Raw genomic sequence first — 12710 nt, 5'->3', positions numbered from 1 at the left:
AACGACTGACAAACGAGAGCCCCTATGAAAACAGCAGTGATGGAATCGATAGCCAGCCCGGTACACGCCCTTTCCGAAGACGCGCGCAAGGTGCGCGATGCCCTGGTTGAGCACGGACTGGAAACCCCGATGTTGCGCAACGGCCTGACCCGTGACCAGAAAGTGGAAAGAATTCGCGAGGCCTTTGTCGATATCGCCCAGGCGCTGGAACTGGACCTGACTGATGACAGCCTCTGTGATACCCCCAATCGTATCGCCAAGATGTATGTCGACGAGATTTTCAGTGGCCTGGATTACAGCCGTTTCCCCAAGGCCACGGCAATCGACAACAAGATGGGCGTGGACGAGATGGTGCGCGTGGATGACATTACCCTGGTCAGCACCTGCGAGCATCACTTCATCACCATCGATGGCACTGCACGGGTGGCTTACATCCCCAAGGGGCGGGTAATCGGGCTGTCCAAGATTAACCGTATCGTGCGCTTCTTCGCCCAGCGCCCGCAGGTGCAGGAGCGCCTGACCAGGCAGGTGATGGTGGCGCTGCAGACCCTGCTCGGCACTGACGACGTGGCGGTGGTGATTGATGCGGCTCATTACTGTGTCAAGGCACGTGGCGTCATGGACGCGACGTCTTCCACGCGTACTTCGGCCCTGGGTGGCCAGTTCCGCCACGACGAGCGCCGTCGTTCGGAGTTCCTCGCCGGCTGAGCAGTACGGCGCTGAGGCATATGAATCATGATCGATCGCAATCTGGGCAACGCGGAACGGGTGATACGGTTGTTGCTGGGTATCGCCCTGGCGTTGTGGACCCTGAATCAGGACAAGATGAACGGCGTGGAATGGTTCGTCGCCGTGTGCTCTCTGTTCCTGATTCTTAACGGCATATTCTCGCGCTGTTACCTCTGGTACATCCTCGATCTGAATTCACACCGGGCAGATGAAGACCCCGAATGTATCCTGGAGGCGAATCGGGACATTTGACCCCGGCTCGCACCGGGGCGGGTTATACATCCCAGTCAATAGTCGCCTGCACTACCGGCGAACACAGCTTCGGTATTAGAATGGTGTCACCACTTTGCGTCGGCACCTTCATACCATGACCCCAAAACCCACTCTTTACACGCTGGTTATCTCCTGCCCCGACCAGGTTGGCCTGGTGGCCGCCGTGTCTGCTTTTGTTGCCGAACATCGCGGCTCGCTGGTCGAGTCGAATAACCACACCGATGTGCCGCAAAAATGGTTTTTCATGCGTAACGTCATTGACGCTTCCGCCATGGACCTGGACCTCAGGGCTTTGCAGGAAGCCTTCGCGCCACTTGCAGAACGTTACAACATGGAATGGTACCTGCGCGACAACCAGAGCCGGCGACGGGTGGTGATCCTGGCAAGCCATGCGTCACATTGCCTGGCCGATATCCTGCACCGCTGGCACAGTGGCGACCTCGACTGCGAAATACCCTGCGTCATTTCCAATCATGAGAACCTGCGCAGCATGGTGGAGTGGCACGGCATACCATTCCACCATGTACCGGTGCCGGTTGATGACAAAAGCGCGGCATTTGCCGCGGTGTCCGACATCGTTGAGCGCCACCGTGGCGAGACCATCGTGCTGGCGCGGTACATGCAGATCATCCCGCCGTCCCTGTGTGAGCGCTACGCGGGGCAACTGATCAATATCCACCACAGTTTCCTGCCTTCATTCATCGGCGCCAACCCCTACCAGAGGGCCTATGATCGTGGCGTCAAACTGATTGGTGCCACCTGTCACTACGTGACCGAGGACCTCGACGAGGGCCCGATCATCGAGCAGGATGTCGTGCGTGTAACCCACTCCTGCAGCAAGGATGACCTGGTGCGACTGGGGCGGGACGTGGAACGTTCCGTGCTGTCCAGGGGCCTGCGCTTTCATCTTGAAGACCGGGTTATCGTGCGCGGCAATAAGACCGTGGTATTCAATCCCTGACAGCTGTGCCCCGGGTTGGCGCCCGTTGACCCGGATCAGGCTTTACGCAGATCACAGCGCCGCGAGCTTGCCTGCCTTTTCCATACCCTGTTACGTTGAGTTGAGACACAACAGAGGAATTGCAGATGGCAACGATTACATTTCTCGGCGCCGCCCAGGAAGTCACCGGTTCCTGCCACATGCTGGAATCGCCGGCGCTGGGCAGGGTGCTGCTGGACTGCGGCATGCACCAGGGCGGGGATGCGGTAGAGCGCATACAGGATGAACAGTTCGCCTTCGACCCTTCCACTATCGATGCGGTGCTGCTATCCCATGCGCACCTCGATCACTCCGGTATGCTGCCAAAGCTTTACCACGAAGGTTTTCGCGGTGACATCCTCTGTACCCGGGCCACGGCAGAGTTGCTGAGTGTGATGCTGCACGACTCCGTAGGCCTGTACCTGCGTGACCTGGAGCGCACCAACATTCGCAATGCCCGTCGCGGCAAGCCGGCTGTGGAGCCGGTGTTCGACATGGAGGACGTGGAAGGCGTGCTCAAGCTGTGTCGCGGCTCTCTCTATGGCGAGCGTGTGGACTACGGCCCTGCAGGGGTGGTGTGCTTCCACGATGCCGGGCACATTCTCGGTTCGGCTATCGTCGAGGTGGTGCTCAATGAGCAGTCGCAGCAGAAAACGCTGGTTTTCTCTGGTGACCTGGGCAAGCGCGACTCGGTGTTGATGAACGAGCCTGCGACATTGCAGCAGGCCGATGTGGTGCTGATGGAGAGCACCTATGGCGACCGCGAACACCGCGATGAGGAAAGTTCACTGCAGCAGTTGCGGGACATCCTGCAACAAACCTGGCGGCGCGGGGGCAGCGTGATGATCCCTGCCTTTGCCGTGGGTCGAACCCAGGACATCCTGTTCCACCTCGGTTGCCTGCACTACCAGGGGGAGCTGGATAACTGGCAGGTGTTCCTCGACAGCCCCATGGCAATTGCGGTGACCCGGGTCTACGACCGCTGGCTGGACCTGCTCGATGGCGACGAGGTCCGCCACCTCAGCGACGTGCAGAAGACGTCGCTGGAAACCTTCCTGCCGACGCTGAATCTGGCTATCGACACCGAGGAGTCGATGGCGATCAACCGCATCAAGGGCGGCGCCATCATTATTGCCGGTTCCGGTATGTGCACCGGCGGGCGTATACGGCATCATTTCAAGCAGCGTATCTGGGACGATCGCAATACCGTGATTTTCACCGGCTACCAGGCCCAGGGCACGCTGGGCCGAATCCTGGTCGACGGCGCGAAGCGGGTGAAGCTGTTCAACGAGGAGTATGTGATCAAGGCGCAGATAGAAACACTCGGCGGTTTATCTGCGCACGCGGGACAGGGCGGGCTGCTGGACTGGATAGGCCACTTCCAGCCAGCACCGCGTACCCTGCTGGTGCATGGTGAATCGCGGGCGCTGGATGGGCTGCGCGAAGCCCTCTGGGATCAGCAGCAGCTGCGCGCAGAGATCCCCAGCCGCGGCCAGAGTATCGTTTACTGAGTCGCGCGATGCACAGCCAGCGCCGCGATCATCAGCGCGATGGGGCCGAGGCACAGTAACAGTATTGCCTGCCAGCTCAGCGCGCTGATGGCCCAGCCCGCGGACAATGAGGCCACCGCCTGGGTAGAGAATACAATGCCGTCATTGAGCGCCTGGGCCCGGTACTGTTCACCTTCCCGATGCGCGCGCGGCAGCAAAGCGGTGCCAGATATGAACAGGAAGTTCCAGCCGATGCCCAGCATCACCAGTTGCCCCCAGAAACCGAGCACCGACACGTCGACCAGGCCAATGATAATGGTGGCGCCATAGCACAACAGGCCCGCCAGCATCAGCCCGCGGATGGTCAGGGCGCGGAACAACCAGGCAGTGAGCAGCGAAGGCAGGAACATGGCGGCGATATGTGACTGTATGACCCACTTGGTGTCTTCCAGGCTGTGGCCATGATGCAGGTGCATGCTGATCGGCGTTGCGGTCATGACAAAGGACATGACCACGTAGGCCACGGCACCGCTGGTAATGGCGAGCACCAGGGTGGGGTTGGCCAGCATGGCCTTCCAGGGCCTGTGCGCACTGGTCTCAGGCTGGCTGAATTGCGGTGCCGGCGTGTACAGCAGCAGCAACGCTGCGCCGCCGACAAAACAGCCGATCCCCAGCAGAAAGGAACCGGCGTATTCCACCGCCAGCAGGTCCTTGCCGAGAACGGCCAGTTCGGGGCCGAGAAAGGCCGCCACGATACCGGCGCACATGATAATCGAGGCGGCCCTGGGGCCTTCGTCCAGTGGCACACATTCCATGGCGGCAAAGCGCACCTGCTGCAGTGCCGCATTGGTGACACCCAGCAAGAGTGCGCTGCAGCAGAACAGTGTGAAGTCGGCCCGGGCCAGCGCTGAGGCGGCGAGTGCACAAGCGGCCACGCCTATGGCGAGAAACAGCAGAAACGTTCGCTTGCGGCCGAGGCGCGCCATACCGCGAGCCGCCGGGAGTACCCCGAGGGCGGTGCCGATAACCATCAGGGCGATGGGCAGGGTGGCCCATTGCTCGGAGCTGGCCAGGCGCGCGCCGATAATGCTGCCTACCAGCATCATCATGGGTGTGCCGGACATGGCCACGGCGTTCACTGCCGCCAGCAGCCAGACCATCCTGAATCCTGTTTGCATCGGCGCAGCTTAGCGTATTGCAGGGTGCCTTGCCCCAATGCAGTGGCCACATGCGCTGCAATCTCGCATGCCGGCAATCCGGAATGCATTGAATTCCGTAACCTATCAGGGCAGACTGCGGGGCATCCGCATCAAACTTTAACAATAAAGCGGCGTTTAGTTGCCGCCAGGATTCCAACATGAAAAGTATCTCCACGCCGCGCCTGCGGTACGGTTCGCGCGCCAGCCTGATGGCAGCCGGTATATTGTCCCTGGGTTTGCTGGCAGGCTGCTCCGACAGCAGCGATCGCCCCAACAACCCGCCGCAACCCGAGCCGCAGCCGTTCCAGGAGCTGTACGACCAGGGTATTGACCGTTACATCGGCGAATACACACCCATGCTCTCGGAGGAAACCGACGGTATCGTGGATCACTCATTCGGCGCCGGCGACGGCCCCCTGTGCCTTGACGGGTCCGAGTACACCATGGCGACCCGCGATGCCGGTTCCGAGGACCTGATGATCTTCCTGCAGGGTGGTGGGGCTTGCTGGTCCGAGTTGTGCGCAGCCACACCGAATGCGTCACCCGGTATCCCGGAGAACGGCATCCTCGACCCCGAACGCCAGGACAACCCGGTCAGGGGCTATAACGTCGCCTACCTGCCGTACTGTGACGGCGGTATCTTCGCCAGCGACATCGATTACGATACCGACGGTGACGGCGAGGCCGATCGCTTCCAGCGTGGTCTGCACAATCTCTCCGCCGGGCTTGATGTGGCCGCGCGGACGTTCCCCAATCCCCGTCGTATTGTCTTGTCCGGATCCAGTGCCGGTGGTCTGGGCAGTACCTTCGCGCTGCCGCTGGTGCGCCTGCAGTACCCCGGCGTGCGTATTGATGTGATTAACGACGCTGGCGTTGGCGTTGGTCGCCCGGGTCAGCCTGACTATCTGGAATTGTTGTTCGACGACTGGAACGCGCGTGCCTTCATCCCGGAGAGCTGCGAAAACTGTATCCCCGAAGACGGTCACTTCAGCGATTACCATATCTGGCAAATGGACCAGGATCCCGACGTGCGCCGAGGCATGCTCAGCCACAGCGACGATCCCACCTTTGCCCTGGGTTTCCTGATGATCGGCTTCGATGCCTGGAAAGAAGCGCTGTATCCGGAAATGCAGCAGCTGGAAGATGCGCATCCCGAGCGCAGCAAGTACTGGATTCCGATCGCCACCGGGCACACCTTCCTGCAGTCTGATGAGATAGAACGCAGCGCCGGCGGTGTACCGCTGCTGGAGTGGATTCAGCTGATGCTGGATGATTCGCCGGACTGGCAGTCCGCACAGGACTGATAGCGACAGCTGTTAAATAAAACGGGCCCCGCGGGGCCCGTTTTCGTTCAGGCTGCTACGGGCGCCGCTCGCGTACCGCGAATCAGTTCGCCGGGAACGGCGCCGGTAGGCTCACCGTTTTCCATGATCACCTCGCCGCTGACGATGGTGGCCAGGTAGCCTTTGGCGCCCTGGAACATACGCCGGCCGCCGGCGGGCAGGTCAAAGATAATCTCCGGTGCTTCCAGCTGCAGGGCGTCGAAGTCAATCAGGTTGAGGTCCGCTTTCATGCCGACCTCCAGGGTGCCGCGATCCTCCAGGCCGACACAGCGGGCGGTTTCCATGGTCTGCATTTTCACCGCCTGTTCCAGCGCGAGGCGGTGGCCGCGCTGGCGGTCGCGCACGTAGAAGGAGAGCATCTGGGTGGGTACGCTGGCATCACAGAGCACGCCGCAGTGGGCGCCGGTGTCGGCCAGTGACAGCACGGTGCTCTCGTCTTCCAGCAACGCCATCTGGCGGCTCAGGTCGCCGGCGCTGTAGCCGAAGCAGGGGAAGTAGATCACGTTCTTGCCGTCGCGCTGCATCATCAGGTCATAGCAGAGCTCCTGGGGCGGTACACCCGCGGCAGCCGCGCGCGCGGCAATGCTGTCCTCGGGGGCCGGTTCGTAGTTGGGCGGGTTGCCGAGTTCGTAGAGCTTGTCATAGCCACCGATAATGGTGTCCATGAACTCGTCACCCATCAGTGGCAGGTCCTCCGCCAGTATCGCCGCCCGTACCTCCGGTTTGCGCAGCTCCGCCAGGCGCTCCTCGTGAGACAGTATCGACAGGGCGGCATAGTTGGCGTGAAAGCTGAACGGATTGATGGTGCCGTCCCATGACAGCAGGATGTTGACCGGCCTGGCGCCCACGTGGGGAATCAGCCGGGCGCCTTCTTTTGCCGCCTCGCGCACATAGTCCAGCTGGGCCTTGACCCGGGGCCAGTCAGCCTCCTCACGGAAGAACAGTACGAAGTTGATCTGGCACTGGTTGTCGATGGAGAGGCGTTTCATCCAGTCCATCTCCTGTTCCCAGTTGGTCCAGTCCGAGACCACGCCATAGATGCCCTTGCCGCCCAGTTCGCCTATCGCCTTGCCGATGCCCAGCAGTTCGTCTTCGTCAGCGTAGGTGCCGGGCATGGCCTGGTCTTCCCGCGTGGTGTGCAGTTCGGTGCGGGAGGTGGTGAAACCCAGCGCGCCGGCCTCTATACCTTCACGCACGATCGTGGCCATCTTGCTGATGTCTTCCGCTGTGGCTTTTTCATTGTTGGTGCCGCGGTCGCCCATGACATAGGTGCGCACCGCGCAGTGCGGTACCTGGGCGCCCACATCGATGGCGCGCGGGAAGCGCTCGACGGCGTCCAGGTATTCAGGGAATGACTCCCAGTCCCAGCTCACACCCTCATGCAGCGCCGAGCCGGGAATATCCTCCACGTCCTCCATGACCGCAATCAGCCGGTCGTGGGCGGCATCATTGGGCTCGCAGGGCGCGAAACCGACACCGCAGTTGCCCATAATCAAGGTGGTGATGCCGTGGTTGGCCGCCGGGCTGCACAGGGGGTCCCAGGTGGCCTGGCCGTCCATGTGCGAGTGCACGTCGACCCAGCCTGGCGTCAGCAGCTTGCCGTCCGCGTCGATGATTTTGCGGGCCTCGCCGTCGACCTCGCCTACGGCGGCGATCTTGCCGTCGCGGACTGCGAGGTTGCCGTGAAAAGCGGCGCGGCCGGTGCCGTCCACTATCTGTGCATTACGTATCAGCAGGTCGTACATGGTGTCACTCTCCTGTGCTTGTTGCCTGGGAGCTAAACAATACGCCGGGCAGGTACGAAATACACTACCGCGGCACCGTGGCAGCCCGCAGAAGTGCCTGCGCCCGGGGCTGGTCCAATCTGTTGGACTGGGTGACTGACGGAGGCCCTATATACTGCGGGGTTTTCAGCGAGGGAGATAAGCGTATGCAGCGTCTGGCAGGAAAAGTGGCCATTGTTACCGGGGGCGCCCGCGGCATGGGCGAAAGTACCGTGCGCCTGTTTGTTGAACAGGGTGCCAGGGTAGTCATTGGCGACATCCTCGAGGAAGAGGGCAGGGCGCTGGCGGAGGAGCTGGGTGACGCCGCGGTGTTCTGCCGGCAGGACGTGACCTCGGAAGCGGACTGGGAGCGCGCCGTTGCCGCGGCCCAGGCACTGGGGCCGCTGAATGTGCTGGTGAACAACGCGGGCATCCTGCACATGGCGTCTATTCTCGACACCACGCCGGAGGATTATATGCGCGTGGTCAAGGTCAACCAGCTCAGCGCATTCCTGGGTATCCGCGCGGTGATCAACCCGATGAAAGCCGCGGGCTGTGGCTCCATTATCAATGTGTCCTCTGTCGATGGCCTGCACTCATCGGCCGGCCTTAGCGCCTATTCCTCGACAAAGTGGGCCCTGCGTGGCCTGACCAAGTCCGCGGCCATTGAGCTGGGGCAGTACGGCATTCGCGTCAACACCGTACACCCGGGCGGTATCTATACCGAGATGGGCGGCAAGGGGGCGCTGTCGGAAGAGGATATGAACGCGTCCGTCTACAAGCACTTCCCGATTCCGCGCGTCGGCCAGCCGGAGGAGGTGGCGCAGGTGACCCTGTTCCTGGCCACAGACGAGGCGAGCTACAGTACCGGCTCGGAATTTGTCGCCGATGGCGGCTGGTTCGCCGGCATGCGCAGTCCGGGAATGCCCTGTTCCTGAGCCGGTGCCGGCGTCAGAGCCGGTAACTCAGGCGCAGCCCGAAGGAACGCGGGTAATCGGCGTAGGGGCCCGTCAGTTCGGGAGGGTCCGGTTGTCCGGCACTCTGCTCATCCGCCAGGTTGTCCACGTAGGCGGTGAGCCGCCACAGGCCATAGCCCGCGCTGATACTGGCGTCCCACTGGCGGGCACTGAGGTCCTGGCACGGGCAGGCCGCGTCGCTGTACAGGAATTGCAGCAGGGCCTCCATGGCAGCCCATCGCCACTGCCATCGCGCCGAGCCGAACAGCGCGAGCTGCTGGCGCGGACCAGGCAGGTGGCCATCGTTGTGCGCCCAACTGCCGCCCAGTGTCAGGGTGTCGTTAACTGCCCAGCTCGCCTCAGCCTCCAAACCGTGAGCGCTGCCCGCGCCCTGTGCAAACTGGTCGAGTTCATAGCGGAACAGTGACACTGCCGTCTGCAGGCGTTGTTGCAGGAAGTGCGCCCTGTGCCCGATCTCGAATGCCAGCAGCCGGTTGTCGGGGGTGGCGATGGCGCCTCCCTGTTCGCGTGGCCCGCTGCCATGGCCGGTGCTGGTGCTGGCATAGAACAGCTGGTCACGCCACTGGTAATCCAGGCTCACCCGCCAGTCCCAGTAGTCTGCGTCCGGCGCGCCCCACGGGGCCGCAGGATCCTGCCCTTGTTCGTCGCTGTAGCGCAGGCCGGCCTGCAACTCGAGCACAGGGGCCAGGGACCAGCGCAGATCGGTCCAGGCGGCAAGGCTGTCGCGCTCGGGTGCCCGCGGGCTGTCTGCCTGCTCGCGTTCGCTATCGCGGTAGACCAGGCCCGCATCGAAATTCACCGGCCCGGAGAGGTCCGAGTAGACTTGCACGGTATGGCTGCGGCCCCGCTCCTTCTCCTGGATACGGTCGCGGGAGTACCAGCTACCGAGGTACTTCACCCGGTAAGCGCCCAGCGCGACTTCGTTGACCAGCAGGGCGGTCTCCAGCCGCCCGTCCGCCGTGTCTGCGCTGCTGCCCTGTAGTGTCGAATACCAGAGATTATTCCAGTGATAACTAAACGCACCGCGCAGGTACTGGTTGTCGAGCGCACCGCCGTCCTGGCCCGGGGCCGCCGCCCGGACGCGTGAGCGGGCCAGTGTGGAGCCCGCCACGGACATGTAGAACTGGTCGGTGATCGGGCCGCGAATCAGGCCCTGCAGGGCGCGGTAGTCGTCGCTGCCCAGTTCTGCCACCACCTTGCTTTGCCAGGTCGGTGAGGGGGCAGCGCTGCGCAGGTTGATCACGCCGCCCAGCGCGTTGAAGCCTGAACGCATGCCCTGGGGGCCGCGAATGACCTCTACGCTTTCCAGGTCAAAGTAATTGGCGGCGTCGGTAAAGCCCAGATCGCCCACGTACACATCATCCAGGAATACCGCCACCGGCGATGATTGGGTGGCCCCCACGCCGCGAATGCGCAGTATGCTGCCGGCGCGATCACTGGCCAGTGCCGGCGCCCGCACCGACAATTCGCCGGCGCTGTCGACACCATAGCGATCCAGCTGCGTGCCGCTGAAGACACTGGTGGAAAGTGGTGCGTGCGCCAGCTGTGGTGCCGGTGCCGGCAGAATCACCTGTTCTTGCAGGGTGTGCGCCCAGACAAATTGTGGCAGCGCCAGGCAGGCCAGCGCGAGGTGCGGCCGGCGCCGGGTCATGCCTGCTGGTTCTCCTGGTGGTCGCGGCAAGCGGGCTTCTCTCCTTGCTTTTCGCGGTACCCCTCTCTGTACCCCTCTCTGTACCCCTCTTTGTACTTTTGCAATGCCGGTGCCAACTCGTCAAAGCCCTTGTAATGCTGCAGGGCCGGCGGGGTGTTCTCGATTGCCGCGAACAGCGCCGGCAGTGCCCCCTCAACTTCGTGGAGCATGTCCAGCGGGTGAATGCACACGCGGATGGTAAAGGCGATCGCGCCGGACTCCGGCAGGCGCACCAGCGTCTGGCGTTCGCTGCGGTAGAACAGGGGTGTATCGGCATCCACCTCGGGTTCGAGGTGCGGTAACTGGGCCAGGGCATCGTCTGCCTGCAGCGACCAGTTGAAGCGCACCACGGGGTGTTGCGCGCGCAGGTGGGAGAAAAAGCGCTCTATCCGGTCGCTCAGCGCATCGTGGAAGCCGGGAATGGGGTCGTGTATTGCCCGCATCGGCTGTTCGAACTTGTCAGCCAGGTACCAGTGGCTTGGACAGCACAGGCTGGCCGCGGTCAGCACATACTGGCCGGCCTCTTCCTGCATGATCACCAGGTCATCGGCAACGCACAGTGACGTCCGCCACAGGGTTTCGCCATCCTCTGCGCACGGCGACTCGGCCCCGCTGAGTTCCGCGTAAAAGTCGCCCGGCAGGCAGTGCAGTCCGCGGTCACGTGTCTCGTAGTGTGCGCTGTGGGCTTCCAGCAGGTGCTGGCGCAGCAGTGTACTGAGCTCCCGCTGTGCCGGCAGGGACCGAGCCGCGGCCCGGTACACCGCGTCACCGCGCTCGCGTCGCTGCGCCAGCTTGTGACGGTGGTAGCGGCCGATATCGGTGTCAGTCTCTATCCAGGGTGTTTCGCGCAGGGGTGACAGCCCCATCAACAGCACTTCGGGATTGGCCATATGCGGCAGGTAGCGGGGGCGTGCGTTGTCGTAGATCATTGGGCACAGTATAAGCGCCTGCGCGGGTGCTGCGCCACGCACGCCAGTTGTGCACGCCCGGCGGGGATGCACCAACTATGCAGACTCTGGTGAGGATTTCCGCGACAGAGTCTGTGCGGGTTCTGGCGGGGCTGGTGCCGGTTGTCTAGTCTAGGCGGGTACGCTGCCAAAAAAACAACAGGAGCAAGGTATGCTGTCCAAGTTCGATGACTACCCGATTCACCAGACCGCAGAGCCCGTTTTTCACACGGCGTCCAGTGATCGCTTTCACTACGATCGCTACTGGTACAACGCGCATGCCCTGGACGGCAGTTTCTATTTCGGTGTCGGGCTCTGTCGTTACCCCAACCTGGGTATCCTCGACGGCAGTCTCAGCCTGGCTATCGATGGCAGGCAGTATGCTTTCCATGGCTCCTGCCGGGCACCCCACGAACCCACCGACCTGAGCATAGGGCCCATGGCGTTACAGATACTCGAGCCCATGGGGCGCCATCGCCTGCTGATTGAGGAGAACGAGACCGGTATCTCCTGCGACCTGCTGTTTACCCCGCGCACCGCCTGCATCGAGGAGGGCCGGCAGACCCTGCGCAACGAACGCCACGTGGTGATGGACGCCACCCGGCTCGATCAGTTCGGCTTCTGGTCGGGCTGGATTCGTTACGACGGCAAGGAACTGAAAGTCGATGGCGCCACGACTTTCGGCCTCAAGGATCGTTCCTGGGGTATTCGCCCGGTGGGGGATGCCTATACCGGTGGTGCGCCGCTGTCCGAGTTCCAGGCCATTCATTTCAACTGGGTGCCGATTCACTGGGAAGACCAATGCAGCCTGGCCGGCTGGTTCGAGGACGGCGATGGGCAGCAGTGGCACACCGACCAGGGCTTTTTGCCGCATTATCCGGGTATGGAAGACATTCCCGGCACCAACGACCCCGCGGCACGCACCTGGCAGGGCAATGTGGAGCACAGCCTCAAGATGGCCCCGGGCACCCGGCGCGCATCTTCTGGAGTCATCACCATGCACGACCGTTCCGGCGAGAGCATGGAAATCAGCCTGGAACCGGTGTTGCTGCATCGTATGAAGGGGCTGGGATACCAGCACCCCGAGTGGGGGCACGGCAAGTGGCACGGTGAACTGGCCATTGCCGGCGAGAGCTGGACGGACAGCGACCTGGATCCACTGGCGCTGGAAAACCTGCATATACAGCAGGTTGTGGTTGCCCGCTGCGGCGACAAGGTTGGCCATGGTGTGCTGGAACAGCTGCACATCGGGCCCTCGCCCACGCACGGCTTCACCGACTGGTTCGACGGCGCGGCCCAGGGCTGACGCCCTGGCGGGGA

General features: G+C 62.7%; 11 protein-coding genes. 7 read left to right on the top strand and 4 right to left on the bottom strand.

Going from position 1 to position 12710, the window contains the following annotated elements:
- Positions 1–24 precede the first annotated feature (24 nt).
- From folE to F0M18_RS02415, 4 genes are all read left to right on the top strand, one after another.
- On the top strand, positions 25–708 hold the full coding sequence (folE, locus tag F0M18_RS02430; RefSeq protein ID WP_149609782.1) for a GTP cyclohydrolase I FolE: 684 nt from the start codon (positions 25–27) through the stop codon (positions 706–708).
- Positions 709–735: 27 nt separating this feature from the next.
- A complete protein-coding gene (locus F0M18_RS02425; protein ID WP_149609781.1) occupies positions 736–981 on the top strand; it encodes a YgaP family membrane protein in 246 nt (81 codons plus the stop codon).
- A 115-nt stretch (positions 982–1096) separates the two neighbouring features.
- Complete coding sequence (gene purU, locus F0M18_RS02420) at positions 1097–1963, top strand: formyltetrahydrofolate deformylase (RefSeq protein ID WP_149609780.1); 867 nt, start codon at positions 1097–1099, stop codon at positions 1961–1963.
- Positions 1964–2088: 125 nt separating this feature from the next.
- The gene (locus F0M18_RS02415) at positions 2089–3492 is read left to right on the top strand and encodes an MBL fold metallo-hydrolase RNA specificity domain-containing protein (RefSeq protein ID WP_149609779.1); all 1404 of its coding nucleotides are present in this window, start codon (positions 2089–2091) and stop codon (positions 3490–3492) included.
- Here F0M18_RS02415 and F0M18_RS02410 read toward each other — a convergent pair.
- Positions 3486–4649: an MFS transporter gene (locus F0M18_RS02410; protein WP_149609778.1), complete on the bottom strand. Its 1164-nt coding sequence runs from the start codon at positions 4647–4649 to the stop codon at positions 3486–3488. The two genes, F0M18_RS02415 and F0M18_RS02410, sit on opposite strands and share 7 nt — an antisense overlap.
- A 179-nt stretch (positions 4650–4828) precedes the next feature.
- Between F0M18_RS02410 and F0M18_RS02405 the strand changes: the two genes are divergently transcribed.
- On the top strand, positions 4829–5974 hold the full coding sequence (locus tag F0M18_RS02405) for a pectin acetylesterase-family hydrolase (protein ID WP_149609777.1): 1146 nt from the start codon (positions 4829–4831) through the stop codon (positions 5972–5974).
- A gap of 47 nt (positions 5975–6021) precedes the next feature.
- On the opposite strand, the gene F0M18_RS02400 is transcribed toward F0M18_RS02405, so the two are convergent.
- Positions 6022–7758: an N-acyl-D-amino-acid deacylase family protein gene (locus F0M18_RS02400; protein ID WP_149609776.1), complete on the bottom strand. Its 1737-nt coding sequence runs from the start codon at positions 7756–7758 to the stop codon at positions 6022–6024.
- Positions 7759–7943: 185 nt separating this feature from the next.
- Between F0M18_RS02400 and F0M18_RS02395 the strand changes: the two genes are divergently transcribed.
- The gene (locus F0M18_RS02395) at positions 7944–8714 is read left to right on the top strand and encodes a glucose 1-dehydrogenase (protein ID WP_149609775.1); all 771 of its coding nucleotides are present in this window, start codon (positions 7944–7946) and stop codon (positions 8712–8714) included.
- Positions 8715–8727: 13 nt separating this feature from the next.
- Here the strand turns inward: F0M18_RS02395 and F0M18_RS02390 are convergent, their stop codons facing one another.
- Positions 8728–10404, bottom strand: coding sequence for a TonB-dependent receptor (locus F0M18_RS02390; protein WP_149609774.1), 1677 nt, complete (start codon positions 10402–10404; stop codon positions 8728–8730).
- The gene (locus F0M18_RS02385) at positions 10401–11372 is read right to left on the bottom strand and encodes a heme-dependent oxidative N-demethylase family protein (protein ID WP_149609773.1); all 972 of its coding nucleotides are present in this window, start codon (positions 11370–11372) and stop codon (positions 10401–10403) included. The genes F0M18_RS02390 and F0M18_RS02385 overlap by 4 nt, the downstream gene beginning before the upstream one ends.
- Positions 11373–11562: 190 nt before the next feature.
- Here F0M18_RS02385 and F0M18_RS02380 point away from each other — a divergent pair, with 190 nt between their 5' ends.
- Positions 11563–12696: a hypothetical protein gene (locus F0M18_RS02380; RefSeq protein ID WP_149609772.1), complete on the top strand. Its 1134-nt coding sequence runs from the start codon at positions 11563–11565 to the stop codon at positions 12694–12696.
- The last annotated feature ends 14 nt before the right edge of the window (positions 12697–12710 follow it).

Origin of the sequence: Pseudohalioglobus sediminis (assembly GCF_008370495.1) — a bacterium.
Lineage (GTDB): Bacteria > Pseudomonadota > Gammaproteobacteria > Pseudomonadales > Halieaceae > Halioglobus.
The sequence above is the reverse complement of the archived record's forward strand: the minus strand, read 5'-3'. Positions and strand labels throughout refer to the sequence as shown.

Coding starts and splice junctions, on each gene's coding strand:
- folE (WP_149609782.1), top strand. CDS start 25: ATGAAAACAGCAGTGATGGAATCGATAGCCAGCCCGGTACACGCCCTT.
- F0M18_RS02425 (WP_149609781.1), top strand. CDS start 736: ATGATCGATCGCAATCTGGGCAACGCGGAACGGGTGATACGGTTGTTG.
- purU (WP_149609780.1), top strand. CDS start 1,097: ATGACCCCAAAACCCACTCTTTACACGCTGGTTATCTCCTGCCCCGAC.
- F0M18_RS02415 (WP_149609779.1), top strand. CDS start 2,089: ATGGCAACGATTACATTTCTCGGCGCCGCCCAGGAAGTCACCGGTTCC.
- F0M18_RS02410 (WP_149609778.1), bottom strand. CDS start 4,649: ATGCAAACAGGATTCAGGATGGTCTGGCTGCTGGCGGCAGTGAACGCC.
- F0M18_RS02405 (WP_149609777.1), top strand. CDS start 4,829: ATGAAAAGTATCTCCACGCCGCGCCTGCGGTACGGTTCGCGCGCCAGC.
- F0M18_RS02400 (WP_149609776.1), bottom strand. CDS start 7,758: ATGTACGACCTGCTGATACGTAATGCACAGATAGTGGACGGCACCGGC.
- F0M18_RS02395 (WP_149609775.1), top strand. CDS start 7,944: ATGCAGCGTCTGGCAGGAAAAGTGGCCATTGTTACCGGGGGCGCCCGC.
- F0M18_RS02390 (WP_149609774.1), bottom strand. CDS start 10,404: ATGACCCGGCGCCGGCCGCACCTCGCGCTGGCCTGCCTGGCGCTGCCA.
- F0M18_RS02385 (WP_149609773.1), bottom strand. CDS start 11,372: ATGATCTACGACAACGCACGCCCCCGCTACCTGCCGCATATGGCCAAT.
- F0M18_RS02380 (WP_149609772.1), top strand. CDS start 11,563: ATGCTGTCCAAGTTCGATGACTACCCGATTCACCAGACCGCAGAGCCC.